Annotated in this window: 25 protein-coding genes; 6 read left to right on the forward strand and 19 right to left on the reverse strand. The window is 64.2% G+C overall.

Features of this window, described 5'->3' with window-relative positions; all coding sequences use genetic code 11:
• Window positions 1–80 precede the first annotated feature (80 nt).
• The 4 genes from AC51GR_RS12535 to AC51GR_RS12550 form a co-directional block, all read right to left on the reverse strand.
• Window positions 81–1,352, reverse strand: coding sequence for a M18 family aminopeptidase (locus AC51GR_RS12535; protein WP_496324960.1), 1,272 nt, complete (start codon window positions 1,350–1,352; stop codon window positions 81–83).
• 7 nt (window positions 1,353–1,359) lie between these two features.
• On the reverse strand, window positions 1,360–2,043 hold the full coding sequence (gene purQ / locus AC51GR_RS12540; RefSeq protein ID WP_496324961.1) for a phosphoribosylformylglycinamidine synthase subunit PurQ: 684 nt from the start codon (window positions 2,041–2,043) through the stop codon (window positions 1,360–1,362).
• Window positions 2,040–2,288, reverse strand: a complete 249-nt coding sequence (purS, locus tag AC51GR_RS12545; protein WP_496324962.1) for a phosphoribosylformylglycinamidine synthase subunit PurS — start codon at window positions 2,286–2,288, stop codon at window positions 2,040–2,042. Before purS ends, purQ begins: the two co-directional genes overlap by 4 nt.
• A gap of 80 nt (window positions 2,289–2,368) precedes the next feature.
• A complete protein-coding gene (locus AC51GR_RS12550; RefSeq protein ID WP_496324963.1) occupies window positions 2,369–3,073 on the reverse strand; it encodes a DUF2334 domain-containing protein in 705 nt (234 codons plus the stop codon).
• Window positions 3,074–3,248: 175 nt separating this feature from the next.
• On the opposite strand from AC51GR_RS12550, the gene AC51GR_RS12555 reads away from it, so the two are divergent.
• The gene (locus AC51GR_RS12555) at window positions 3,249–3,761 is read left to right on the forward strand and encodes a MarR family winged helix-turn-helix transcriptional regulator (RefSeq protein WP_496324964.1); all 513 of its coding nucleotides are present in this window, start codon (window positions 3,249–3,251) and stop codon (window positions 3,759–3,761) included.
• Window positions 3,762–3,830: 69 nt separating this feature from the next.
• Window positions 3,831–5,285: a DHA2 family efflux MFS transporter permease subunit gene (locus AC51GR_RS12560; protein WP_496324965.1), complete on the forward strand. Its 1,455-nt coding sequence runs from the start codon at window positions 3,831–3,833 to the stop codon at window positions 5,283–5,285.
• An 82-nt stretch (window positions 5,286–5,367) separates the two neighbouring features.
• Here the strand turns inward: AC51GR_RS12560 and AC51GR_RS12565 are convergent, their stop codons facing one another.
• From AC51GR_RS12565 to AC51GR_RS12595, 7 genes are all read right to left on the reverse strand, one after another.
• The gene (locus AC51GR_RS12565) at window positions 5,368–7,485 is read right to left on the reverse strand and encodes a S9 family peptidase (protein ID WP_496324966.1); all 2,118 of its coding nucleotides are present in this window, start codon (window positions 7,483–7,485) and stop codon (window positions 5,368–5,370) included.
• Window positions 7,482–8,375 carry a phosphoribosylaminoimidazolesuccinocarboxamide synthase gene (locus AC51GR_RS12570; RefSeq protein WP_496324967.1) on the reverse strand — a complete coding sequence of 298 codons (894 nt, stop codon included), beginning with the start codon at window positions 8,373–8,375 and terminating at the stop codon, window positions 7,482–7,484. The genes AC51GR_RS12565 and AC51GR_RS12570 overlap by 4 nt, the downstream gene beginning before the upstream one ends.
• A gap of 175 nt (window positions 8,376–8,550) precedes the next feature.
• Window positions 8,551–9,687, reverse strand: a complete 1,137-nt coding sequence (locus tag AC51GR_RS12575; RefSeq protein ID WP_496325067.1) for a lipase family protein — start codon at window positions 9,685–9,687, stop codon at window positions 8,551–8,553.
• A gap of 82 nt (window positions 9,688–9,769) precedes the next feature.
• Complete coding sequence (locus AC51GR_RS12580) at window positions 9,770–10,606, reverse strand: ABC transporter ATP-binding protein (RefSeq protein WP_496324968.1); 837 nt, start codon at window positions 10,604–10,606, stop codon at window positions 9,770–9,772.
• A complete protein-coding gene (locus tag AC51GR_RS12585; RefSeq protein ID WP_496324969.1) occupies window positions 10,603–11,673 on the reverse strand; it encodes a taurine ABC transporter substrate-binding protein in 1,071 nt (356 codons plus the stop codon). Before AC51GR_RS12585 ends, AC51GR_RS12580 begins: the two co-directional genes overlap by 4 nt.
• Window positions 11,670–12,572 (reverse strand): ABC transporter permease, encoded by a 903-nt coding sequence (locus AC51GR_RS12590; RefSeq protein WP_496324970.1) that lies wholly within the window; start codon window positions 12,570–12,572, stop codon window positions 11,670–11,672. The genes AC51GR_RS12585 and AC51GR_RS12590 overlap by 4 nt, the downstream gene beginning before the upstream one ends.
• Complete coding sequence (locus AC51GR_RS12595; protein WP_496324971.1) at window positions 12,569–13,315, reverse strand: SDR family NAD(P)-dependent oxidoreductase; 747 nt, start codon at window positions 13,313–13,315, stop codon at window positions 12,569–12,571. Before AC51GR_RS12595 ends, AC51GR_RS12590 begins: the two co-directional genes overlap by 4 nt.
• A 288-nt stretch (window positions 13,316–13,603) precedes the next feature.
• On the opposite strand from AC51GR_RS12595, the gene AC51GR_RS12600 reads away from it, so the two are divergent.
• Entirely contained in the window at window positions 13,604–14,956 is a 1,353-nt protein-coding gene (locus AC51GR_RS12600; RefSeq protein ID WP_496324972.1) for an aspartate aminotransferase family protein, read from the forward strand.
• Window positions 14,957–14,988: 32 nt separating this feature from the next.
• Here the strand turns inward: AC51GR_RS12600 and pdxR are convergent, their stop codons facing one another.
• On the reverse strand, window positions 14,989–16,500 hold the full coding sequence (gene pdxR / locus AC51GR_RS12605; RefSeq protein ID WP_496324973.1) for a MocR-like pyridoxine biosynthesis transcription factor PdxR: 1,512 nt from the start codon (window positions 16,498–16,500) through the stop codon (window positions 14,989–14,991).
• A gap of 83 nt (window positions 16,501–16,583) precedes the next feature.
• Here pdxR and AC51GR_RS12610 point away from each other — a divergent pair, with 83 nt between their 5' ends.
• Window positions 16,584–17,300 (forward strand): TSUP family transporter, encoded by a 717-nt coding sequence (locus AC51GR_RS12610; protein WP_496324974.1) that lies wholly within the window; start codon window positions 16,584–16,586, stop codon window positions 17,298–17,300.
• Window positions 17,301–17,358: 58 nt separating this feature from the next.
• Entirely contained in the window at window positions 17,359–17,652 is a 294-nt protein-coding gene (locus AC51GR_RS12615; protein ID WP_496324975.1) for an Rdx family protein, read from the forward strand.
• A gap of 4 nt (window positions 17,653–17,656) precedes the next feature.
• Here the strand turns inward: AC51GR_RS12615 and AC51GR_RS12620 are convergent, their stop codons facing one another.
• The 4 genes from AC51GR_RS12620 to AC51GR_RS12635 form a co-directional block, all read right to left on the reverse strand.
• On the reverse strand, window positions 17,657–18,154 hold the full coding sequence (locus AC51GR_RS12620; RefSeq protein WP_496324976.1) for a pyridoxamine 5'-phosphate oxidase family protein: 498 nt from the start codon (window positions 18,152–18,154) through the stop codon (window positions 17,657–17,659).
• Window positions 18,151–18,603 carry an SRPBCC family protein gene (locus AC51GR_RS12625; RefSeq protein WP_496324977.1) on the reverse strand — a complete coding sequence of 151 codons (453 nt, stop codon included), beginning with the start codon at window positions 18,601–18,603 and terminating at the stop codon, window positions 18,151–18,153. The genes AC51GR_RS12620 and AC51GR_RS12625 overlap by 4 nt, the downstream gene beginning before the upstream one ends.
• Window positions 18,600–18,944: an ArsR/SmtB family transcription factor gene (locus AC51GR_RS12630; RefSeq protein ID WP_496324978.1), complete on the reverse strand. Its 345-nt coding sequence runs from the start codon at window positions 18,942–18,944 to the stop codon at window positions 18,600–18,602. Before AC51GR_RS12630 ends, AC51GR_RS12625 begins: the two co-directional genes overlap by 4 nt.
• A 127-nt stretch (window positions 18,945–19,071) precedes the next feature.
• Window positions 19,072–20,475: an MFS transporter gene (locus AC51GR_RS12635; RefSeq protein ID WP_496324979.1), complete on the reverse strand. Its 1,404-nt coding sequence runs from the start codon at window positions 20,473–20,475 to the stop codon at window positions 19,072–19,074.
• 89 nt (window positions 20,476–20,564) lie between these two features.
• Here AC51GR_RS12635 and AC51GR_RS12640 point away from each other — a divergent pair, with 89 nt between their 5' ends.
• Window positions 20,565–21,164 carry a TetR/AcrR family transcriptional regulator gene (locus AC51GR_RS12640; RefSeq protein WP_496324980.1) on the forward strand — a complete coding sequence of 200 codons (600 nt, stop codon included), beginning with the start codon at window positions 20,565–20,567 and terminating at the stop codon, window positions 21,162–21,164.
• Window positions 21,165–21,223: 59 nt separating this feature from the next.
• Here AC51GR_RS12640 and purB read toward each other — a convergent pair whose 3' ends face one another.
• The 3 genes from purB to AC51GR_RS12655 all read right to left on the reverse strand — a co-directional run bounded on the left by purB (window position 21,224) and on the right by AC51GR_RS12655 (window position 24,553).
• Window positions 21,224–22,651 (reverse strand): adenylosuccinate lyase, encoded by a 1,428-nt coding sequence (gene purB, locus AC51GR_RS12645; RefSeq protein WP_496325068.1) that lies wholly within the window; start codon window positions 22,649–22,651, stop codon window positions 21,224–21,226.
• Between the two features lie 68 nt (window positions 22,652–22,719).
• Window positions 22,720–23,328, reverse strand: a complete 609-nt coding sequence (locus AC51GR_RS12650) for a TetR/AcrR family transcriptional regulator (RefSeq protein ID WP_496324981.1) — start codon at window positions 23,326–23,328, stop codon at window positions 22,720–22,722.
• A 73-nt stretch (window positions 23,329–23,401) separates the two neighbouring features.
• Window positions 23,402–24,553 (reverse strand): aminotransferase class I/II-fold pyridoxal phosphate-dependent enzyme, encoded by a 1,152-nt coding sequence (locus tag AC51GR_RS12655; protein WP_496324982.1) that lies wholly within the window; start codon window positions 24,551–24,553, stop codon window positions 23,402–23,404.
• Window positions 24,554–24,595: the final 42 nt, after the last annotated feature.

A 24,595-nucleotide genomic window follows, 5' to 3' on the forward strand; every position in this document is an offset into this window, starting at 1 on the left:
CGATGATGTGCCCTTTTGGCGAACAAAAGCCCAGGTGGGCGCCGCCAAAAGGGCACATCATCGGGTTCAGGGAGCGGGGGTCAGGGAGCGAGGAATGCGGCGAGGGCCGCGGAGTACATACCGACATCGGCGCTGCCCATGACCTCACGGGCACTGTGCATCGCCAACTGCGGCGCCCCGACATCAACGGTGTTGAGGCCGGTGCGGGTCGCGGTCAGCGGACCGATCGTCGAACCACACGGCAGATCGGCGCGATGGACATAACGCTGCAGCGGAACCCCGGCCTTGTCGGCCGCGACCGCGAACAACGCTTCACCGGCCGCATCGCTGGCATACCGCAGATTCTGGTTCACCTTCAGCACCGGACCACCGTTGATGGCGATCTGATGTGACGGTTCGTGGCGCTCGGGATAGTTCGGATGCGTCGCATGGGCCATGTCGCCGGACGCGCAGGCGCTCAACGCCATCGACCGCAGATAGTCTTCCCGAGATCCCCCACCGGCCAGCACAATTCGCTCGAGCACGGTACCGAGCAGATCCGACGACGCACCGCGGTCCGACCCGCTGCCGACCTCTTCGTGGTCGAACAGTGCCAGTACCGGGATGGCCGCCGACGACTCGGCGGCGATCGCGTCGATGAGCGCCCGGGTACCGGCGTAACAGGTGCCCTGGTTGTCCAGACGGGGTGCGCTGACGAGGTCACCATCGACCCCGACAACCCGGCTGGGGGCCAGATCATGGGTCATCAGTTCCCAGCCGAGCACCTGATCCAGTGCCACATCGGCTTGCGCGGCAATCCATTCCATGAATCCCGGACCGTCGGCGCCGACACCCCAGACGGCGTTGACGTGACGCTGCGGATCCAGCGACACCCCGCCGCGGTCCTCCGAGAGGTGGATCGCCAACTGCGGCACCCGCAGGACCGGTTCGTCGATACGGATCAGATGTTCACGCAGACCGTCGGGCTCGCGGATGGCAAGCCGCCCCGAGATCCCGAGGTCGCGATCGAGCCAGCTGTTGAGCCAGGCGCCGCCGTACTTCTCCAACCCGACCATCCGCAGTCCGGCAGACCGCAGGTCGGGGTTCTGCTTGACGCGCAGGTTGGGGCTGTCGGTGTGACCACCCACGATCCGGAAGCTGCGACCGCGGGCAGTGCTGTCCCACGCGACGATCGATCCGCCGCGGATCACATAGTGCCGACCCGGCTGCGACGGCCACTGATGCTCCTCTTTCAGTTGCCGGAAGCCGTTGGCCTCCAGCACTTTCGCCACCGATTCACAGACATGGAAGGGCGACGGGGAGTCATCGATGAAACTGCAGAGGCCGACAGCATCGGCGGACGTTGTCACCATGTGTGCCTCAGGCGTTGGCGAGAACTGCGTCGAGAGCCGAGTAGAACAGGCCCAGACCGTCGTCGCTGGGACCGGTCAGGGCTTCGGTTGCGTGTTCCGGGTGAGGCATCAGACCGACAACCTTGCCGTCGGCGCTGGAGATACCGGCGATGGACCGCATCGAGCCGTTGGGGTTGTCACCGGCGTAGCGGAAGACCACCCGTCCTTCACCCTCCAGTTCGTCGAGTACTGCCTCGGAGGCAACATAACGTCCCTCGCCCGACTTCAGCGGGACCAGGATCTCGGCTCCCTGCTCGAACCGGGAACTCCAGGCCGAGGTGTTGGACTCGACGCGCAGCCACTGGTCACGGCACATGAAGTGCAGTCCCTGGTTACGGGTGAGCGCACCCGGCAGAAGCCCGGCCTCGCACAGCACCTGGAAACCGTTGCAGATACCCAGAACCGGCATACCTTTACCGGCTGCCTCGACGAGCGAACCCATCACGGGCGCGAATCGGGCGATGGCGCCGGCCCGCAGGTAGTCACCGTAGGAGAATCCGCCGGGCACGATCACTGCGTCGACACCCTTGAGGTCGCCGTCGCCGTGCCACAACTCGACCGCTTCGCCACCGGCGATGCGGACAGCCCGGGCGGCGTCGATGTCGTCGAGTGTTCCGGGAAACGTGATGACCCCGATCCGCGCTCCGGTCACGACGATGCGCCCTGTACCCGGGTCACCGAGTAGTCCTCGATGACGGTGTTCGCCAGGAGTTCGGAGGCGATCCGGTCAAGGGCCTCGTCATCGACCGTTTCGTCGACCTCCAACTCAAATCGCTTGCCCTGTCGGACATCGGCGACCCCGGCGAACCCGAGTCGACCCAGGGCGCCACTGATGGCCTGCCCCTGCGGGTCCAGGATCTCGGCTTTGGGCATGACGTCCACTACGACTCGAGCCACTTCGGAACTCCTCTTCAGCTGCGGTTTGCTGGACGTAACTCTACCGGCTGATCGCAGGCTTCCCGGCGGAGGACCTCCGATCAGGCAGCGTTCCGGGCGGCAGGCGGCTCCAGGTTCCGATATGTCGTCGGCCGGGCTCCGTGCAGCAGCGCGAGATCCACACAGTTGATCAGAGCGCCCACCGCCATCGACGCCTGAAGATGCCCGGCCGCGACGGACAGCCTGACGATCCCGCCGCGCCGGGCCACCCTCGCGGTGTTGGCGACGAGCAACCGGCACCACCAGGCATCCGCCGCGAATCCGTCACCGATACCGAGTACCCGAGCCCGAATGCGGTGGCCGGTGACCAGATTGTCCATCGAGGACAGGCCCAGATCCGTCCGAAAGCCGCGGCCGGGCAGGGCTTGGCGGGCGCCCGGCGATGAGTTCCATCGAGGTGCGGCAAAGATCCGCGTGCGCAGTCCCATTCGCTCGAGAACCCGGTCCGCGGCAAGTAACCGCAGGTCGGCCTCATGCGCCCCGAGCACCGCGAACTCGGCACGGCGCCGGCGACCCGGCGCCTGGTCGTAGCCGTGGAGCACGATCGCATCATCGCCGGATCGCCGGCCGCGCAGCCAGTCGCAGGTCGCGGCGTCATCGGCCAGCCGGTACCCGTCCGCCAGGCGCGGGGCGACCAGCAGCGAGACCGGTACATCCCGCGCGGCGAGCCTCTCGGTGAAGACCGAGACCGCCGGCAACGTTTCCGTCCTGATCCCCGAGATGGACACGATGAGTTGTCCTGTCACGGTCACCAGTGTCGCCGCCACAGATGGTCAACGGGTTGCGCCGAGATGGATGGTGCGCAAAGCCTTTCGCCTCACCACCACTGTCGGTGACTGCACTCACACCATGGGAGGTATGTAACAGAACACACATTGCTTGCGTTGGCATCAATAGTTGCGTCGGCGTTACCGTTGGCCAGTGTCAGCAACAGGTGTGGTCGAACAACCCTCTTCCGAGGGCGTGGAGGTCGACGAGGCTTTCCAGACCGTCCACGATTTCATGTCCCGCCTGATGGCAGCCATGGACGTCGACACGATGAACGAGATCATCGACACCGAACTCGGTTTCAGCCACTTCAAGGCTTTGCTGATCCTGAGCCGCCACTGCCGACCGCTCTCGGTCAACGAACTGTCCGATGAGCTGCGCCTTTCGCTTGCTGCGACCGGACGAGCGGTCGACAAGCTGGTCGGTCTCGAGTTGGTCATCCGTCGCGAGGACCAGTTCGACCGCCGCATCAAGCGGGTGTCCCTCGCCTCAGCCGGCGAAAAAGCAGTTGCGGACGCAATCTACCGGGGCCAGGATTCGATTCGGCATCTGATCACCGCGTTACCCGTCGATCTGCGGACCAATCTCAACAACGCGCTCGTGCCGGTGCTGGCCGGCGACTACCTCGCTCCCGCTTCGTGCGCCGACGACCGGGCGTCCATGTAAGGAACCGCGTCGGCATCGCCGACGGACCAAAGACGACAGAATTTCCAACCTTTTCCAGAAAGCAACTCTATGACCTCAACCGATAAGGCCGCGCCGCCGAGCCAGAAGCTCGACCCGGCAATTCTGAAAATCGCCGTGGTCGTCGTGCTCGGCGCCATCATGGCGATCCTCGACACCACCGTTGTGTCTGTGGCACAGAACACATTCCAGGATGAGTTCGACACCGATCAGGCCGGAGCCGCCTGGACCATCACCGGTTACACCCTGGCGCTTGCCGCCGTGATCCCGCTGTCCAGTTGGGCCGCAGCCCGATTCGGTACCAAGAACGTCTACCTGACGTCGCTGGTGCTCTTTGTCCTCGGTTCGGCACTGTGTGCGCTGGCCTGGGACATCACCTCCCTGACCGTGTTCCGCGTACTGCAGGGTCTGGGCGGCGGCATGCTGATGCCCGTCGGAATGATGATTTTGACCAAGGCGGCCGGTCCCGCTCGCGTGGGTTCGGTGATGGCCGTGCTCGGTATCCCGATGCTGCTCGGCCCGATCATGGGCCCGATCATCGGTGGCGCGCTGATCGAATACGCCAGCTGGCAGTGGATCTTCCTCATCAACGTGCCGATCGGCATCATTGCCCTCTTCTACGCCATGGCAGTTCTGCCCGGGCAAGACGAAAAGGCCCGGCCGACATTCGACTTCCTCGGACTGCTCCTGCTCTCGCCAGGCCTGGCCCTGTTCCTCTACGGCATCTCGCTGAGCGCTGAACACGGCAACTTCACCGATACCCCGGTCTGGCTCTCCGCCACCGTTGGTCTGCTGCTGATGATCGCGTTCGTCTTCCACGCCCTGCGTCACAAGAACCCGCTGCTCGACCTGCGTCTGTTCAAGAACAGCAAGCTGTCCATGGCCGTGATCACCATGACGTTCTTCATGATCGCGTTCCTCGGCGCCGCGCTGTTGTTCCCGCAGTACTACATCGGCGTGCGCGGCGAGTCGACCCTGATGACCGGATTGCTGCTGGCCCCACAGGGTCTCGGCGCGATGCTGACCATGCCGATGGCCGGCAAGCTGACCGACCGGCAGGGGCCGGGCAAGCTGGTCATGGCTGGCATCGTGCTCATCGCACTGGGCATGGGCTTCTTTATATTCCTCGGCGCGGACACCTCGTTCTGGCTGCTCAGTATCGCGCTGTTCGTCCAGGGTCTCGGTATGGGTATGACGATGATGCCGATCATGTCCGCCGCGCTGGCAACCCTGTCGGACAAGCAGGTTCCCGATGGTTCAACCCTGATGAATGTGGTCCAGCAGGCCGCCGGTTCGATCGGCACCGCGATCACCTCGGTGCTCCTGGTCAACAACCTCAAGGACGCAGAAACCCTGAGCGAGGCGGCAGATGGCTTCGCCAGCACCTTCATCGTGGTCACTGTCCTGATCGCAATCTGTTTCATCCCGGCGTTCTTCCTGCCCCGCAAGGCCATTGCCAAGCCGCTCGATGCGGACGGGCAGCCGGTGCCGGTCATGATGCACTAGCTTTTCCCAGCTCGAACAAGAACAGCGCCGCCCGGACGAGTTCCGGGCGGCGCTGCTTTGGTATTCGGGGCGACTGCGACCGTCAGACGGCACCGGTCTGCCGCAGGACCCAGGCATACTCGAAAGCAACCTCTTCCCACTGCTTGTAGCGTCCACTCACGCCGCCGTGACCGGCCTTCATCTCCGTCTTCAGCAGGATCGGGGCATCCCCGGTCGTGTTGGCCTGAAGTCGGGCAACCCATTTGGCCGCCTCGGTGAACAGCACCCTCGTGTCGTTGAGCGAGGTCACCGCCAAGATCTCCGGGTACGGCAGCGGCCGGACGTTCTCATACGGCGAGTAGGACCGCATGTACTCGTAGACCTCTTTGTCGGCGAGGGGATTTCCCCATTCATCCCATTCGATGACCGTCAACGGCAGCGACGGATCGAGGATGGACGTCAACGGATCCACGAACGGGACCACCGCCAGGATTCCGTTGAACAGCTCCGGCGCCATGTTGGCGACGGCGCCGATCAACAACCCACCGGCACTGCCGCCCTCTCCCACCAGATGGTCGGCGTCGGTGACTCCGGTGTCGATGAGATGGTGTGCCGCGGCCACGAAATCGGTGAAGGTGTTCTTCTTCGTCAGGGTCTTGCCGTTGTCGTACCAGTGGCGCCCCATCTCGCCGCCGCCGCGGATGTGCGCGACCACGAAGACGACGCCGCGGTCGAGCAGTGACAGACGCGAGATCGAAAAGCCCGGGTCGTTGCTGGATTCGTACGAGCCGTAGCCGTACAGCAACGTCGGGGCCGGACCGGATTCAGCGCCGCGCCTGCGGATCACCGACAACGGGATCTTGGTTCCGTCGGACGCGGTCGCCCAATCCCGGCGTTGCTCGTAGTCGGCGGGATCGAAGGCGCCGAGCACCTGCTGCCGCTTGAGCAGCGTTCGCTCACCGGTCGCGACGTCGAGATCGAAGATCTCGGTGGGATTGATGAAACTCGTGTACCCGATGCGAAGTCGTGGCGCGGCCCATTCCGGGTTGGCCCCGAGACCGGCCGAATACAACTCCTCGTCGAACGTGACCTCGGTGAACACTGGTTCGCCGGTGGTCAACGGCGCGATCGAGAGTCGCGGCAGCGCTTCCCGGCGGTAGCTCAACACCAGTTGGCCGGCGAAGGCGTCGACGTCCTCCAGGCGCACCTCGGTGTCGTGTGGCACCAGGATGCGGGTGGCGGTGGGGTCGCTGATCGGGGCCTCGAGCAGTTCGAAGTTCTCGGCATTCGCGTTGTGCAGGATCAGGAAACAGTCCCGGTCTTCGATGACCGCATGTTCGACGCCGTACTCGACGCCCTCCTCGCGCGGCCACACCACCGAGAACTCACCGGTCGGGTCACCGGCGTCGAGGACCCAGACCTCCGAGGTGATCTTCGACCCGACGGTGATCATCAGATACTTGTCGCTACGGGTGCCACCGATACCCACCCAGTACTGCTCGTCCGGTTCGTGGAACACCTTGACGTCAGGGGTGCCGGCACCGAGATCGTGCCGCCAGACCGTATCGGGGCGCCAGGCCTCGTCGACCGTCTGATAGAAAACGTGCCTGCCATCGAGGGACCACAGCGCACCGGGCGCGGTGTTGGTGATCTCGTCGGCGAGCAGGTCGCCGGTCCGGAGATCCTTGAACCGCATCGTGTATCGCTCGTCGCCGGTGCTGTCGACGCTGTAGGCCAGCAGCGTGCCGTCCTCGCTCACCGACAGTGCGCCCAGACTGAAGAAGTCGGTGCCCTCGGCCTCGACGTTCGAGTCGAGCAGGATCTCTTCACCCGGAACAGGCTGTCCGGGCTCGACTTTCGGCGGCGTCCAATCGTTCGGACCGCTGATCGGGCACCGGGCGCTCAGCGAATACTGTTTGCCCTCTTCGGTGCGGGCGTAGTACCAGTACTGACCGCGGCGCGTGGGCACCGACATATCGGTTTCCTGTGTACGGCTTTTGATCTCGGCATAGATGTCGGCCCGCAGATCGGCGAGGTCGGCGGTCTGAGCAGCGGTGTACTCGTTCTGCTGTTCCAGGAACGCGATGACCTCAGGATCCTCTTTGTCACGCAACCACTCGTACTCGTCGACCACGGTCTCACCGTGATGGGTGCGCTCGAATGGGATCCGTTTCGCAACGGGCGGCACGATGGGTGCGGAATCCTGCGAGGTGTCGGTCACTGTTCTCCCTTCGGCCAGTCATCGAATGACAGACCTGAAATACGTTCATACGCTTCGATGTAGCGGGCACGAGTACGTTGCGCGATGTCATCGGGCAGCGGCGGTGGCGGTTCGTCACCGGCGCGATCCCATCCGGAATCTCCGCTGAGCAACCAGTTGCGGACGATCTGCTTGTCGAAACTCGGCTGCACCTGACCCGGCGTGTAGGTCGTGGCATCCCAATAGCGCGAGCTGTCCGGGGTGAGCACCTCGTCGGCCAGCACCACAGCGCCGTCGTCGTCGAGGCCGAACTCGAACTTGGTGTCTGCCAAGATGATTCCACGCCGCGCGGCCAGCTCCGAGCCGCGTGAATAGATGTCGAGGGTCAGATCCCGCAGACGCACGGCCAGCTCTTCACCGACGGTCGCGACGACCGCCTCGAAGCTGACGTTCTCATCGTGCTCGCCGATCTCGGCCTTGGATGCGGGCGTGAAGATGGGTTCGGGTAGTTTGCTCGACTCCCCCAGGCCGGCTGGGAGCTCGATCCCACAGACCGCTCCGGTGGCGTTGTAGTCGAGCAGTCCGGAGCCGGTCAGGTATCCACGGGCGACGCATTCGACGGGCAACATGTCGAGCTTCTTGACCACCAGCGCCCGGCCGAGCAACTCCGCCGGGATCCGGGGATCCTCGGGGCCGCCCGCCAGGTGATGCGGAACGCCCAATGCCCCGAAGTAGTAGACGCTCATCGCGGTCAGGATGCGGCCTTTGTCGGGGATCGGTGTCGACAAGATGTGGTCGAAGGCCGAGATCCGGTCGGAGGCGACCATCAGCATGGTTTTCTCGTCGATCGAATAGAGATCCCGCACCTTCCCGGCTGCGAGGTGTTCATAGGACTCCAGAGCAGGGCGCATACCTGTAGAGGTTAGTGGCCCGAACATCACCCGCCGTGGTCAGGGCACCGGCCACGCCGACGGGTCCCCCAGTCGGGCCGAGTCAGGCCTCGATCAATTGACCACCGACGACTCTCGCCCTGTGGTCGGGTACCGATTCGCTCGCTAGTCGCGATTCACCCGAATCCGCCGCCGATCAACAGGCCCCTGAACTCACCGCGTCCCCGGCCAGCATTCTCGTCGCGAAGTCCTTTGCATCCTCATACGACGCCGCGATCGCGCCCCGATGGTCCGCACCCTCGTACCTCTGGAACTCGACGTCCGATCCCTTCGAACAGAAATCGTCGACCGCCGCAGTCGTACTCGCCACCGAAACCAGGACATCTGCGGTCCCCTGCGCGAACAACGTCGGCACCTGCGGCGTCACCGTCGCGAGTTCCTGCCGGTCCAGATTCGCCGCCAGCGGCGTCAGGTCCGCACCCTCACGAAAAATCTGATCGACAGGTATCGGTGACACAGCCCGCACCGCCGCCAAACATCCGGTCCGGGCGGCCTCGAGCAGCGGCCGGGCCTGATCGGTCAGCAGCTCTTCGGGAACGATCGTCGGGTCCACCGCCTGCAGACCGAGCAGAATGATCGGAACAAACGGCACACCCGGAGCCATCAACGGATCCCCGGTGGCCACCATCTGCGGAATCTTGCCGGTCCCGTTGCCGGGAGCAATCGACACCGCGCCCTTCAAGTTCAGCTCCGGCGCCCGGTCCGGGCCGATCGCCGAGGTGAAGACCACCGCCTGTCCGCCCTGGCTGTGCCCCACCGCGAACCAATCCTTGCCGACGTTGTCATCGACCTGCCTGGCCGCCCGGACGATATCGGTCACCGCGTTGGCCTCGCTGGTGCCGTTCATATACGGATGACCACCGGGCGTGCCGATACCTTCGTAGTCGGTCTGGACCACGACATAACCACTGCCGACCCACTTGTCGAGGGTCTTGCTCACCAACTCGACAGTGTCATGCACCGGACCATCCGGGGTATCGGCCGACGGAGCACACGCATCGGCCACACCGGTTGTCCCATGCGCCCAACTGATCACCGGCCAACCACCTGACGGAGCGGGCGCATCCGGAATCGCCACCATCCCCGACACCAAAATCGGTTCACCGGAAACGTTCTCGGACATGTACGTGATGCGTTCATTCCGCGCGGCACTGGGAAGGGCCGCCGATTCGGTGAGCTCGTGCGCCGTCACAAGCGTTCCCGGTGACAACCGCTCCCCCGACGACTCCCCGCCATCGGAGGAGTCACCACCAGAACAAGCCGCCAACGACATCCCCAAGCACAGCGCCACAATGCTCCAGCCGGCACCGACCGATCGTCTTTTCCGCACATCCTCCACCGCCGGCCGATGTCGCTCAGTGGTTCGCAACGGTCGCCCCGATCAATCCTTGTGCTTCATAGATCTTGGCCGCGACCTCGTCGCGCATCGAGATGAAGTCCGGCGTGGAACGGATCCCGGTCCCGGTGGAGCGACCGTCCCCCTTGAACGAAATCTTGCGATCGTAGATGACCCGTCCCGGACGGGCACCCATCACGATGACCCGGGTGCCGAGGAAGATCGCCTCCTCGACGCTGTGTGTCACGAAGAGAACCGTCTTGCGCCGTTCCCGCCACAGATCGAGCAATTCGAGTTGCAGCCTCTCGCGCGTCATTGCATCGAGCGCGCCGAAAGGTTCGTCCATCAGGATGATTCGTGGATCGGTGATCAACACACGGGCGATCTGGCATCGCTGCTGTTGACCACCTGACAATTCGTACGGTTTGCGGTTCCCGTACAACTCCAGGCCGACGAGTTCCAACATCCGGTCGGCTTCAGCGGCCCGTTGCGCGCGCGGGACTCCCCTCATCTTGAGCCCGAACTCGACATTCTTTCGCACTGACAACCACGGATAGAGATTCGAGTTCTGGAACACGACACCACGATCGGGATCTGGCCCCTTGATGTGGGTGTTGCCGACCATGATGGTTCCGTCGGTCGCTGCCTCGAACCCGGCCAACAATTGCAACAGCGTCGTCTTGCCGCAGCCGGACGGTCCGACGACACAAACGAATTCCCCAGGTTCGATGGTCAAACTGGTTGACGCGAGTGCGACTACCGACTCGTCTGCGGTGACGTACTCTTTACGGACTTCGGTGAGAACCATCCGGGTACTGAAATCGGTGTTGTCGGTTCCGGCGCCGGCCGTGGTCATGGTTGCCCAACTTTCGTGACCGCGTCCGCGTAGATCCCGTCGGCGTATTTGTCCGGCGCACTGACGGCATCAATGGTGCCTTGCTGCAGGAGAAACTCTGCCGTTCCCGCCAGATTCTGCGCGAAGTCCGCACCGAGATGTTCGGGACCGGCCTGATCGGCCGCCGAGAGGTAGGTGTAACCGCCGAGTTGTGGCGTGATCGCGTCCGGGGCAATGCCCAGCTGCGCAGACATCGAAACGGCTGCGGCGGTGGGGTCTGCGTTGATCCGGCCGACGGCGTAATCCTGCAGTTTTGTCCACATCTCTATGAACTGGGGGTTGGCCGAGGTGAATGCAGTGGTCGCACCTGACAGATCGAAAGTGGGTGCACCCATTGCGGCCACATCTTCACTGGTCATGACGACATGACCGGTTTCCGTCAGCTTCGACAGCGTCGGATCCCACACCCATACTGCATCGACCTGGCCGCCCTGCCAGGCACCGAGCATTGCGTCCGGCTTGAGGTTGATCAAGGTGACGTCGGCCGTCATGTCCGCCGCACCGAGAGCGGCCAGCAGACTGTAGTGCGATGTGCTGCCGAACGGCGTCGCTATCGTCTTGCCCCGCAACCCTTCCAGTGAACTAATCGACGGATCCCTCACCACCAGCGATTCGGCTTTCCCGATGATGTCCTGAATCCAGACCACCTGGATCGGCATGTTCAGCGGAGAGGACAACGCCATCGTCGCCGGACTCGACCCGAGCGTTCCGAGGTCGAGACTGCCGGAGCCGAAGGCCTGGACGACGTCCTGCCCCGAGGCGAACTTGCTCCACGTTATGTCGGCGTTCGGCATGCAGGCTTCGAGTAAACCCTGGTCCTTGACGATCAGGTCGCCGTTGGGGATGTCCTGGTAGCCGATCCGGGCGGTGGTCGTGACCGACTCGTCCACCATGACCGGACATATCGTGGCCGTTTCCAACGCCCGGCTCGTCTCACCGCGGCCGGTCTCCACACACGCGGTCATCGTTGTTCCGACTGCACCCGCTGCCACCAAAGCCAACGCGGCACGCTTCCAGCTGATTGTCATGCCTTACCTTTCCACGGCACCACGATGGTCCCGATCAATTTGATAGCGGAGTCGAGAATGAGTGCAGCACAACCGATGACAATGATGCAGGCGATGGTAAGCGGCGTATTGAGCTGAGTCCCGGACAGATATGCCAGTCCACCGATACCGGGGATCCCGTTGTTCAGTTCAGCGGCCACCACCGTTGTCCACGCGAACCCGACTGCGATTCGGATCCCGTTGATCACTTCCGGCAATGTCGATGGAAAAATCACGTTGGTCAGCACTTGGGTTCGGTTCGCGCCCAGCGCTTTCGCCGCATTGATCTGGTCTACCTTGACCGATGTCACACCGTTGAGCGTCGCGATCGCGATGGGAGGGAACGCGGCAAGAAACAGCAACCATATCTTCGAGGTGTCGCCGATGCCGAACCACACGATGAGTAGTCCGATGTAACCGAGCGGAGGCAACGCACGCAGGAAGTTCAGGTAGGGCTCTACGAACGTGCGGACCGGAACCGACATCCCCATCACGAAGCCGATGAGTGGGCCGACTATCACCGCGACGCCTACGCCGGCGGCAATACGCTGACCACTGGCGATCAGATGCTCCCAGAGAAAGTAGTTCTGCTCACCGAGCACTTCACGATCGACACCGGGCGCAATCTGGTGCCACGTATTGGCTCTGATGAACGCATCCCATACCGAAACCGGGGACGGCAGGAACAGCTCATCGATCACGCCCACCGCGGTGATCACGGCCCACAAGACGACAAACAGCAACAAGGCCGCCAATCGAACTCCGATGGACCGCAGACGCTTTGGCGTCAAAACTCGACTTCTACGCCGAAGGGAGCCGGCGGGCCCGCGCCCACCTGTCGGTGGCGGCACAACGGTCGGCGGGGAACTGGTGGTTGTCATGCGGTCCTCCTGTGCACTCGCTGTGCCGAGGTCTGGTCACGCGCCAATATGAGCATCGAGTCGACATTGACCCGGCTCGGGCGGGTGACAACCCAGGCAACGCTTTCCGCGATATCGTCCGCGGTCAGTGGGTCGGCCCCGGCATACACGGCCTGGGCGCGATCTTCGTCCCCGCCGAAACGTACGATGCTGAACTCCGTCTCGACCATGCCCGGATCGATCTGGCAAACCCGGATCGGCTCCCCGAGCAGTTCGAGACGCAACACTCGAGTAAGCGCTGTCACAGCATGTTTCGCCGCGTTGTAGCCACCACCGCCGATGTATGGTTCGCGGCCCGCTATCGAACCGATGGTCACAACAGTGGCGTTTTCGCTCTCGCGCAGGCGAGGCAACAGGCGCTGCGTCACGCGCAGCACGCCCAATACGTTGACGTCGAACATCGCGGCCCAGTCGGCCTCGACGGCATCGGCGATGCTGTCCGCCCCGAGCGCTCCACCGGCGTTGTTGACCAACACGTCACAACTCTGGATCCGGTCACAGAACGCGTCGACCGATGCGACGTCGGTCACATCGAGATATACAGGGTGAGCGCCGGTTTCGGTTGCCAACTCATCAAGGCGATCAATCCTTCGCGCGCCCATCACCACGTCAAAACCCTCCTTGACGAGATGCCGGACGGTGGCCGCGCCGATACCACTGCTGGCTCCTGTGACCACGGCTACCGGGGACTTCATGACAGACATGGCGGCAAACTCCTAGATGCATGTTTGGTCTCGGAAAGGCCCGAAAGACCTTGTTACTTGACGAACTGTCCATCAGTGTTCACTTCATCTGGCACCTTCTCCAGTGCCACGTGCATGGTCATTTTCTTGGGCCAGCCGTAACGTACTGGGCTTGTGTTAACGCAGTGGTTCGCCTGTGTAACTGGCCCCTCGTTATCGCGGATGATCTGGATCTGGCGCAGGGCCAACGGCATTCCCCATCATTGATTGCACCGCAAGATCCACCAATCCGATCAGGAGGTTTCTGCCATGGCAGCCCCCGCACTCAGTGCGTCACAACGGACCTTTGAATTGGACCGGGCACACGTCTTCCATTCCTGGTCGGCCCAGAAATCGTTGCAGCCCATGGTCGTCGAGCGCGCCGAAGGCTGCCTCCTCTGGGATGGCGACGGAAAAGAGTACCTCGACTTCTCCTCCCAGCTCGTCTACACGAACGTCGGGCACCAGCACCCCAAGGTCGTCACCGCGATACAAGAACAGGCCGCGAAACTCTGCACCATCGCACCCGCGCACGCGAACGATGCGCGGGCCGAGGCCGCGCGCCTGATCGCCGAGATTTCACCTGATGGGATGGACCGGGTCTTCTTCACCAGCGGCGGTGCGGATGCGAATGAGCACGCGGTCCGGATGGCCCGCCTGCACACCGGGCGTTACAAGGTCCTCTCGGCATATCGCTCGTACCACGGCGCCACCGCGGAAACCATCAACCTGTCGGGCGATCATCGTCGGTGGCCCAACGACTACGGCAACTCTGGAGCAGTCCATTTTCACGGGCCATTTCTCTACCGATCCGAGTTTCGTTCCGAGACAGAGGAAGATGAGTGCGGTCGTGCCCTCGAGCACCTCGAGAGCCTGATCCGATTCGAAGGCCCGGCTGCGTTTGCCGCGATCATCATCGAATCCGTTCCGGGTACCTCTGGGATCATGCCCCCACCGCCCGGATACCTCACGGGGGTCCGTGACATCTGTGACCGTTACGGCATCGTCATGATCTGCGACGAGGTCATGTCCGGCTTCGGCCGAACCGGCGCCTGGCTGGCCATCGACCACTACGACGTCGCACCGGATCTCATCACGTTCGCCAAGGGTGTCAACTCTGGGTACGTACCCCTGGGCGGAGTCATTCTGGGAGACAAGATCTATGACACATTCGCCGAACGCCCGTACCCCGGTGGCATGACGTACTCGGGCCATCCTCTCGCCTGCGCCGCCGCCGTCGCGACGATCAACACCATGCGGGAAGAGGCCATCGTCGAGAACGCCGAACTCGTGGGCCGCACCTCGTTGGGACCCGGCCTGCGGGCACTCGCCGAAAAGCATCCGAGCATCGGCGAGGTCCGAGGACTGGGCGTGTTCTGGGCGCTCGATCTGGTCACGAATCGGCGGACCCGCGAACCGCTTTCACCCTACGGTGGTACCAACGCCGCAATCGGCCGGACGATGGCGGCCGCGCGCGAGGCCGGGCTCTTGGTCTTCAACAACTACCACCGCATCCATGTGGTCCCGCCGTGCACCGTGACACCCGCGCAGGTCGACGCTGCACTCACGATGCTGGACACCGCACTCAACGTCGCCGATTCCTACTACGAGGAAGACATGTGAGGGACCCGCTGATGGTTGTGCAGCAGCGGTTCTCATCCGCCGAGCCGGTTGCCCTCCTCGAGTAAGCGATGAGCAATTCCGCCGAGCAGAGCGATTCCGGGTTCGATCGACTTCTGGTCGATGGAACCGAAACCCAGGCGCAGACAGTTGCGTGATCCCGTGCCCGGCAGAAAATAACGCGAGCCGTCCGCAACAAGGATCCCCTGTTGTTGCGCCCTGTCCGTCAGCTCGGCGGCATCAAGCCCCTCCGGGCCGGTGTACCAGACGCTGACGCCGCCTGGAGGGAATGACGGAGCATCGACGCGAGGCAGGTACGTGTTGATCGACTCGGTGATGATCTCCCAGTTCCGCCGAAGCCGTCGTCGGTGGGAGCGGAGCACCTTGTGGTAATCACCCGAGGTGATGAAGAGTGCGAGCGAACGTTGTATGTGACCGGGCAGGTGTTTGGTCCGATGATGGCGTTCGGCCCGAAGCGCCGCGATGACGGGAGCGTCCGCCACGATGTATCCGATACGCAAGCCGGCAGAGAGGAACTTCGAGAACGACCCGAGATAGATCACGCGGCGGTTGTTCTCCAGCGACTTGAGTGACGGTGTCGGTCTGCCGCGGAAACGGAACTCGCTGTCGTAGTCGTCCTCGATCACGAAGCCGTTCCGGTCCTCAAGGAGTTCGAGGAGGAGCTTTCGCCGGGGCAGACTCAAGGTGACGTTGGTCGGGTGGTGATGGCTCGGCGTGAGGTACATCGCATCGAACGGCGTCGACCGGTCGAAGACCGCTCCTCGCGCATCGACCGGAACCGGGGCGAGTTCCACCCCGGAGCGCTCGAAGATGTGCATCGCGTCGAGGTAACCGGGATTCTCGAAGCCCATGATCTTGCCCGGCCCGAGCAGGACGTCGGCGATCAATGAAAGCCCTTGCTGGGTGCCGCTTGTCACGAGGATCTCGTCGGCGCGCGCCGTGATTCCTCGCGACGGCAGGATCTCCCCGAGCAGCGCCTCGACGAGCAACGGGTCGTCCTGGTCTACGGCGTCTCGCACGCTGAACCGAAGGTGGGGACCCGTCATCGCCTCGTTCGCAGCGCGCAACCAACCCCGAACCGGGAAGGAACGCAGTTCTGGCTGAGAACTGATGAAGGGGTACGGATAGTCGAAAGCGTCGGGATGCCCGAGCGTGCGGGTGAACTCAACGCTCTCGCGGGGCTTGAGCAACGTGGACCAATCCACCGCTTCGACGGAGGACTCAGACTCGACAGGCGATGTTCGCGTCAGGGGCGTTGCCGCGTAAAGTCCACTGCGGGGCCTGCTCTCGATGACACCGAGCGCGATCAGTTCGTCGTACGCCGCGACGACGGTGTTGCGCGAGACGCCGAGTTCCTGAGACAGATACCGCGTGGACGGCATGGGGCGCCCACCCTCGAACACGCCGCGGGCCAAGAGGTCTTCGATCATCGCGCGCACCCGCCGGTACATCGGCATGGCCCGATCCGAATCCAGGTGGACTGATCTGTCCGCCAAGATCGCGTCGAGATTGTCGTGTGTTCGCAACGGCACCTCCTTGTACTGGCCCCTGTAATGCTTGCACGGTCTGGATCTTCCGGCAGTGCCAGATTGCCCCTGAGAATCAACAAGTGATTCTTTTCCTGGTTGCTTGTGTCATCATCGGCTCATCTGCAATCCAGTCGGCAACGGGATCGGGATTCGGGTTGGTGGCCGGCCCGGCCCTGCTTCTGATTGCCCCGCAACTGGTTCCGGTGCCACTGCTGATTCTCACTATTCCGATGATGCTTCTCGTGACGATCTCCGAACGCGAGCACTGCAACGTGCGAGTAGTGGTGACCGCCACTGCCACAATGATTCCCGGGATAATCGTCGGACTGTGGTTTGTCAGTTCGGTGGACGCCACCATCGCGCACCTGCTGGCCGCCATCGTCGCGTTGACCGCCGGACTAGCCCTGCTCGCCGGAAGTTCTTTTGCCGGAAGCCGCCTCTCGCTTGCCGCCGGGGGCACAGCGGCCGGATTCATGGGTGCACTCGCAGCCATACCCGGGCCACCGTTGTCGCTGACCTATCGGCCGGCCGATTCGGCAGAGTTGCGGTCGACTCTCTCGACGGTCTTTCTGCTGATGGCATCGGCGACACTGGTCGCGGTGGAGATCCAAGACGGTATCGCCCGGGTTGATCTGCTCACCGCCGCTGCATTGACGCCACTGTTGCTGTGTGGGCACATTCTGGGGAGGGTCGTCGCCCGGAGAACGTCACTGCCCCTCGTGAGCCGGATCACGACCTACATCATCATCGTCGCCTCCTTCGCACTCCTGTGCCGGAGCGTGGTGAGCGCGGCGTGACCGGACCGACGCCCTCGCCGTCGGTACAAGCGTTTGGTCCGGCTGCGACAATGACCCGGTGAGTGAATCGAGAGCTGCCGTCACCATCACCTATTGCACGCAGTGCAACTGGGTCCTGCGGGCATCATGGATGGCCACCGAACTACTCAACACCTTCGGTACCGAGCTCGGGTCGGTCACGCTGGTCCCGGGTACCGGCGGGGTCTTCCACATCGACGTGGACGGCACCCAGATCTGGGAACGCAAGCGCGACAACGGTTTCCCCGACATCGTCACACTCAAGAAGCTGGTCCGCAATATTGCGGTGCCCGACTGGAACCTCGGCCATGCGGATTCGGCCAACCCCGACTGACCCCTCAACGGCGCTCGGTCACCGCAGCCGGCGCCGCACCGGGGAACCGGGTCTCGAAGTCGAGCACCCCGACCCACGCCGGGACCACCCCGATGCGATGCATCGTCGCTCCGCTCGCCCGCAGCTCGGCGAAGTACCCGTCTGCGACATCGGTGGGCATACCGCGACGCATCATCAACTCGTATTCCTCGACGATCCCGTCAACGTCGGTGATCACGGCCTCCCCGCGAATCTGCAGGACATGCGGCGGGGCCTGGTCGGTGTCGATCGTCAGGGCCACTGCCGGACGGCGTCGTAGCGCCGGCACCTTGGCCGCACCGGTGAAGGTGGCCATCACGAGCTCGGTGCCGTTCCACCAGAAGTTGATGGGTAGCACCCTGGGTGTGCCGTCGGCGGCGACGTACGCGAGTCGGGCCGGGATGTCAGCGTGCAGTAATTCCTGCGCGACTTCGGTTTCGAGCAGCGCGAGGTCACCCTGCGGCAGGGCGTCGGCGGCAGTCATGGCGCCGTCTCCACGTGCCGTGTCAGTTTGTCGAAACAGCTGTCCCAGCCGAGCCTCGCGCCGTCGTCGGGACTGATCGGACCCGGCGCGAGCAGATGGAAGGTCATCGTGGTCCGGCCCGGTGCCGATTCGGCAAACGTGACCGTGCACAACGAAACACTCTCCGGCATGGTCGGATCGGACCACGTGAACACCAGTCGGGCCGGCCGGTCGACCTCCTGATAGACGCCACCTATGTGCGCTTCGAGTCCGTCCGGGAGCACCATCACCGCGCCATACCCGCCGCCGGGCCGAACGTCGCCGTACATGCGTTCGCGAGGCGTGGTCACGCCCTCGGGCGCCATCCACTGCGACGACTGGTCGAGATCGACCCAGGCATCGAAGACCACCTCGGGCGGGGCGGCGAACTCGCGGATGATCGTGAACTCTCGATTGGCTGTGTCGCTCATGGTGCTTCCTCCTGGTTGCCGGACCCGGCGATCCGGTTGATGTGTTCTTCGAGCCGATCGAATCTCGCGTCCCAGAACTGTCGGTATCCATCCAGCCAGTCACTGGCCTGCTCGAGCGGACGAGCTTCCAGGGAGCACGGACGCCACTGCGCGTCGCGCCCCCGGGAGATGAGTCCGGCCCGTTCCAAGACTTTCAGATGTTTGGACACCGCGGCCAGGCTCATGTCGAACGGCTCGGCCAGCGCCGACACCGTGGCCGGGCCGTCGGCCAGGCGCTCCAGCAGTGCCCGCCGCGTCGGATCTGCGAGTGCTGCGAACACGGCACTGAGTTGATCGGCCACTGCTACCCCGCCTCGGCTTTCCACCCTCTCGGGTTATTCAACCTACTGGTTATCAACCAACGAGTTGAATGATAGTCCGAGGCGGCGATACGTCAACCCCCCGATTCCCGCCCGTCACCAAATGCCCTCACCCATGGGCGACAACAGGCGACTTGCCGGGCGCGATGACCAACACGATGAGCGCTGCCACAACGGCGGCCACTCCCGCGGCGACAAAGCTGCGGGTGAAGCCGGTCAGCGTGACCCCGACGATGCTGGCCGCCGCGGTGCTCGACATCGCTGCTGCGCCGATCGAAGCGCCGAACTCATGGAACGTGCTGACAATGCCCGATGCGATACCCGCCTCCTGCGGATCGATCTGCCCCAGAGCGGTGGCCGAAGCGGTGACAAACAGTGCCCCGGTACCGGCGCCGGCGATGCTCACACCGATCGTGACGGCCACCGGATGCAGTTCGAGGGCGGGAACGATCATCCCGACCGCGGCGACAAGTAGCCCGGCCACCGACATCGCCCTGGCTCCGATCCGGCCGATGAGCTGCCCGGTTGCGTTGGCGCCCACCATGGTTGCGATCGCAACGGGTAGGAAGAGCAGGCCTGTGTGCAGAGCCCCGTAACCCAGTGAATGCTGAAAGTAGAAGGTGCCGAGGAAGAAGACCGCGACCATCAGCGCGGTTGCCATGACGATCAGGAACACACCGGTGGCCACCGGCCGCCGCGTCAGCAGACCCAGATCCATCAAGGGCGATGCGGCAGTGCGTTGACGCCACACGAACAATCCATATCCCAGTGCCGCAGCAAGAACGAGCACGACCGAGGTCACCGTCAGCCATCCTTCGTCGCCGGCCTCGATCAGCGCATAGATCAGGACCACCGACGATGCGGTCACCAGTGCGGCACCGAGGACATCGAGGCGGGCGGATGGGGCGCCTGCGGGCAGGGCGGGCAGCATCAGCGCGAGCGCCACCATGATCATCAGGCCGATCGGCACGTTGACGAAGAAGACCCACGGCCAGCCGGGTCCGGCCGTGAGCACACCGCCCACGAGGACGCCGAGCGCAGCGCCGCCTCCCCCGAGCGCCGACCACACACCCAGCGCCTTGTTGCGTTCATCGCCCGCGAACAGCGTCACCACCAGTGATAATGCGGCAGGTGACAGCATTGCCGCCCCGACACCCTGGCCGATACGCCCGCCGATGAGAACCTCGGCCGAATCAGCGAGGCCGGTGACCAGCGATGCGACGACGAACACCACGAGGCCGGCCAGAACGACCCGCTTCGCGCCGACCAGGTCGACAATCCGGCCACCCAAGAGCATCAGCCCCCCGAACGTCAGGGTGTAGGCACTGACGACCCAGGTGACCGCCTCACGACTGATGTCGAGATCAGAACCGATGTGCGGCAACGCGATTGCAACAACGGTGACATCGAGTATCAGCATCAGCTGAGCCACTCCCAGTAATCCCAGAATGCGCCAGCGAGTCGGATGGGGCTCGGGATCGAAGGCGATCGGTTCTTTACTCGAATCAGACATGGCGACCCCCTACGGATCTAAGTCGTATTGATGTGTACGAGTTAGATCGACGCTAACACGTACACCCGTGTACGAGCTAGGGTTTTTCCGTGAGTACTTCTGCGGCACGTCCGAAACGCCGGGCTGACGCCCAGCAGAGCATCGGCCGGATCCTGGCTGCGGCGCGTGAGCAATTCGCAATCAACCCGCGGGCCAGCATCGAGGACATCGCCACCGCCGCCGGTGTGGGACGCATGACCCTCTACGGGCATTTCCGGACGCGGGCCGACCTCATCGAGGCGACCCTGGCCGACGCCCTCGGCTCGGGCGACGCAGTCCTCGAAGAGGTCGACCTGACCGGTGAACCCCGCGCGGTGATGCGCGAACTCCTGCTGTCGAGTTGGTCGCTGGTCTGGCGGTCGTCGGCACTGTTGGCCGCCGCCGAAGGAACCCTCGGCGATGAACGCATTCGCGAACTCCACGAGGCACCCGCGCAGCGGCTCGAAGGGTTGATCCGACGCGGACAGGACACCGGCGCCTTCCGCACCGACCTACCGGTGTTGTGGCTGGTCAATGCCGTGCATTACCTGTTGCACGGCGCGGCCACCGAAGTCCGCGTCGGCCGACTGCCCGCCGAGGACGCTGCGCACGTCGTCAGCGAGAGCGTCGACGCGCTACTCGCCCCGCCCGCCCCGAAAACTGTCGAATAGGAAGGCGCCGAGGGCGATTGACCCTCGACGCCCCGCTATGGATCAGTTTTCAGTGTCAGTCAGAGGATCGGCGCCGGCGCGTAACCCGCGGCATCGGGGTATTGCTCCACCAACTGCGCGACCTGGGCCACCACATCGGCCACCTGATGTTCGGCGGCACCGATGAACGCCGACTTGTCGGCGAGTGCGGCATCAAGTGCCGCCCGGTCCAACGGCAGGCGGTCGTCGGCGGCAAGCCGGTCGAGCAGGTCGGGTTCGCGACCGTCTTCGCGCATCGCGAGAGCCACGGCGACCGCGTTCTCCTTGATTGCCTCATGGGCGATTTCGCGTCCGACCCCGGCCCGCACTGCCGCCATCAACACCTTCGTGGTGGCCAGGAACGGCAGGTACCGATCGAGTTCCTTGGCGATCACCGCGGGGTACGCACCGAACTCGGAGAGAACGGTCAGGAACGTTTCCATCAGACCGTCGATGGCGAAGAACGCATCCGGCAACGCGACGCGGCGGATCACGGAGCAGAACACATCGCCCTCGTTCCACTGGGCGCCGGCGAGTTCGGCGGCCATCGAGCCATATCCCCGCAAGATGACCTGCAGGCCGTTGACCCGCTCACAGCTGCGGGTGTTCATCTTGTGCGGCATCGCCGAACTGCCGACCTGGCCGGGCTGGAAGCCCTCGGTCACCAGTTCGTGCCCGGCCATCAGCCGGATCGTCTGCGCCAGCGAGGACGGACCGGCCGCCACCTGCACCAGCGCCGAGACCACATCGTGGTCGAGCGAGCGCGGGTACACCTGACCAACAGAGGTCAGCGACTTCGAAAATCCCAGGTGCTGAGCAACTTTCGACTCCAGCGCGGACAGTTTCCCCACGTCGCCGTCGAGGAGGTCGAGCATGTCCTGACTGGTGCCCATCGGGCCCTTGATGCCACGCAGCGGGTAGCGGTTGATCAGCTCGCGCAGACGGGTCAGCGCGATCAGCAACTCATCGGCGGCCGAGGCGAAACGCTTTCCCAGCGTCGTCGCCTGGGCGGCGACGTTGTGGCTGCGTCCGGCCATCACCAGCGACGAGTACTCCGCGGCACGATCGGCCAGCCGGGCCGCGGTGGCGACACCGTGTGCGTGGACGTGTTCGAGCGAGCGCAGGATCTGCAGCTGCTCAACGTTCTCGGTGAGGTCGCGGCTGGTCATGCCCTTGTGGATCTGTTCGTGTCCGGCGAGCGCGTTGAACTCTTCGATCCGCGCCTTCACGTCATGCCGGGTGACCCGTTCACGCTGCGCGATCGACTCCAGATCGATCTGGTCGAGTACCCGCTCGTAGTCGGCGATCGCCTCGGCCGGAACGTCGATACCGAGTTCGCGCTGGGCCTTGAGGACCGCGATCCAGAGCTGGCGCTCCAGCACGATCTTGTACTCCGCCGACCACAGTCTCACCAGGTCGGTGGACGCGTAGCGCGTGGCCAGAACGTTGGATACGCGGGGCTTCGTCAGGGTTTGCTCGGTATCAGACACCGGTACATTATGCCCCGCGCCGAAACGTTCTCCGCACGCACTGCAGGTCAGCCCACCGCGACCGGTGTCACCGGTGCGACGTGGTCGATGACCTCGGACAGCGCGAATTTCGCCGCGGACACGACATCTGCGACCGAATCGGCCAAGGCGCCGATCACCACACCGTCCTCGACGGCCATCAGTTGCGCGATCCCGGACAGGTCGGTGCTGCGCCCGGACTTCTCGAGGACGTCGAAGTGGACATTCCGGAGCCGGTTCCGGTGGTCGGCGAGGATCTGGTGCAGACGCGGCATCCGTGCGCACAGGATCACCGTTTCGTACCGGCAGGTCAGCGTCGTCCGTGGGGTGCTGTCTCCGACGAACACCTCGGCGAGCGCCTCCGCGGTCGCCTCCGCCCCGCGCCGCCGTCGCGGCAACGCCCGACTCCGCTCGGCGATCGCGGTCTGGTCGTCGTCGCAGACATGCTCGACGGCTTCGGCGACCAGGTCCTCAAGGCAGGCAAAGTAATAGGTTGTCGAGGCCAGCGGCAACCCGGCCCGATCCGCGACCGCACGATGCCGGACCGCGTCAAAACCACCCTCCATGAGCAACTCTCCCGCGGCGGCGATCAGCAGCGCCCGGCGCCGCGCACCTTTGGGAGTTCCTGCGGAGTTCACCCCGCCATGGTGGCAAAGGCCGCGCGGCGATGGGTCATTTCCGCCAAATACCGGCCATAAGCTGGTGTTTGCGCTACAGCAACACCGGCGCGAGCCGCTCCAATGCCAGTGCGATGTCATCTGTGGCACCGGCGAAACTCATCCGGACGGTCCGGTTTCCGTGTCGGGTATCGAAATCCAGTCCGGGTGCCATCGCGACCCCGGTCTGTTCGAGGACCCCCTCGCACCATCCCAGCGAATCGTCGGTGCGCTCACCGAGGTCGGCGTACACGTAGAAGGCGCCGTCCGGCGGGGCGATGTCGTCGATCCCCAGATCCGCCAAACCGCCGAGCAACAACTCCCGATTTCGGGCATACCGCATCACGTGACCGTCGAGTTCGACCTTCGACTCCGGGCCGAAGGCAGCGACAGCCGCGTACTGACTGATCGCCGGCGCGCAGATCGTCAGGTTGGCCGTCAGCCGTTCGACCGGGCGACGCAGCGGCGCGGGAACGAGCATCCAACCCAATCGCCATCCGGTCATGCTGAAGTACTTCGAGACCGATCCCATCACGACCGATTGCCGCGACGTGCTCCACGCACACGATGTCTCGCGGCCGTAACTGATGCCGTGGTAGATCTCGTCGGAGATGAGCAGCGTGCCATGGGCGTCGCACCAGCGGGCAAGGTCTGCCAACTCGGCCGGGTCCAGGATCGTCCCGGTCGGATTGGCCGGGCTCGCGACGATCAGGCCGGCCGGCGGCCGATCGAGCGCATCGAGCATCGCGACCGTCGGCTGGAACCTCGTCTCCGGACCACAGTCGAGTTCGACGACCTCACAGCCCAGAGCCGCCAGTGTGTTCCGGTAGGCGGGATACCCGGGCCGGGCCATCGCGACGGTGTCGCCGGCGTCGAACGCGGCGAGGAAGATCAGCGTGAACGCTCCCGACGAGCCGGTGGTCACCACGACGTCGTCCGGCTCCACCGGTACGTCATAGCGCTCGCGGTAATGGCCGGCGATCGCCTCACGCAACGGTGCGATCCCCAGCGACTCGGTGTACCCGAGCAACGATTCGCCCAATGCGCGCTTGGTGGCAGCGAGGACCGGGGCCGGGGCGGACGTCGACGGCTGACCGGCCGCCAGCGAGATGACGTCGAGGCCACGGGCCCGCCGCGCAGCGATCGCGGCCTGCACGTCCATCACATGAAACATGTCGACTTGAGATCGTTGAGATTCCGAACGCATACAACGAAACTATCTGCTCTCGCCCGCCACCGGTCGATCACC

It is taken from the genome of Williamsia sp. z71, assembly GCF_059553375.1.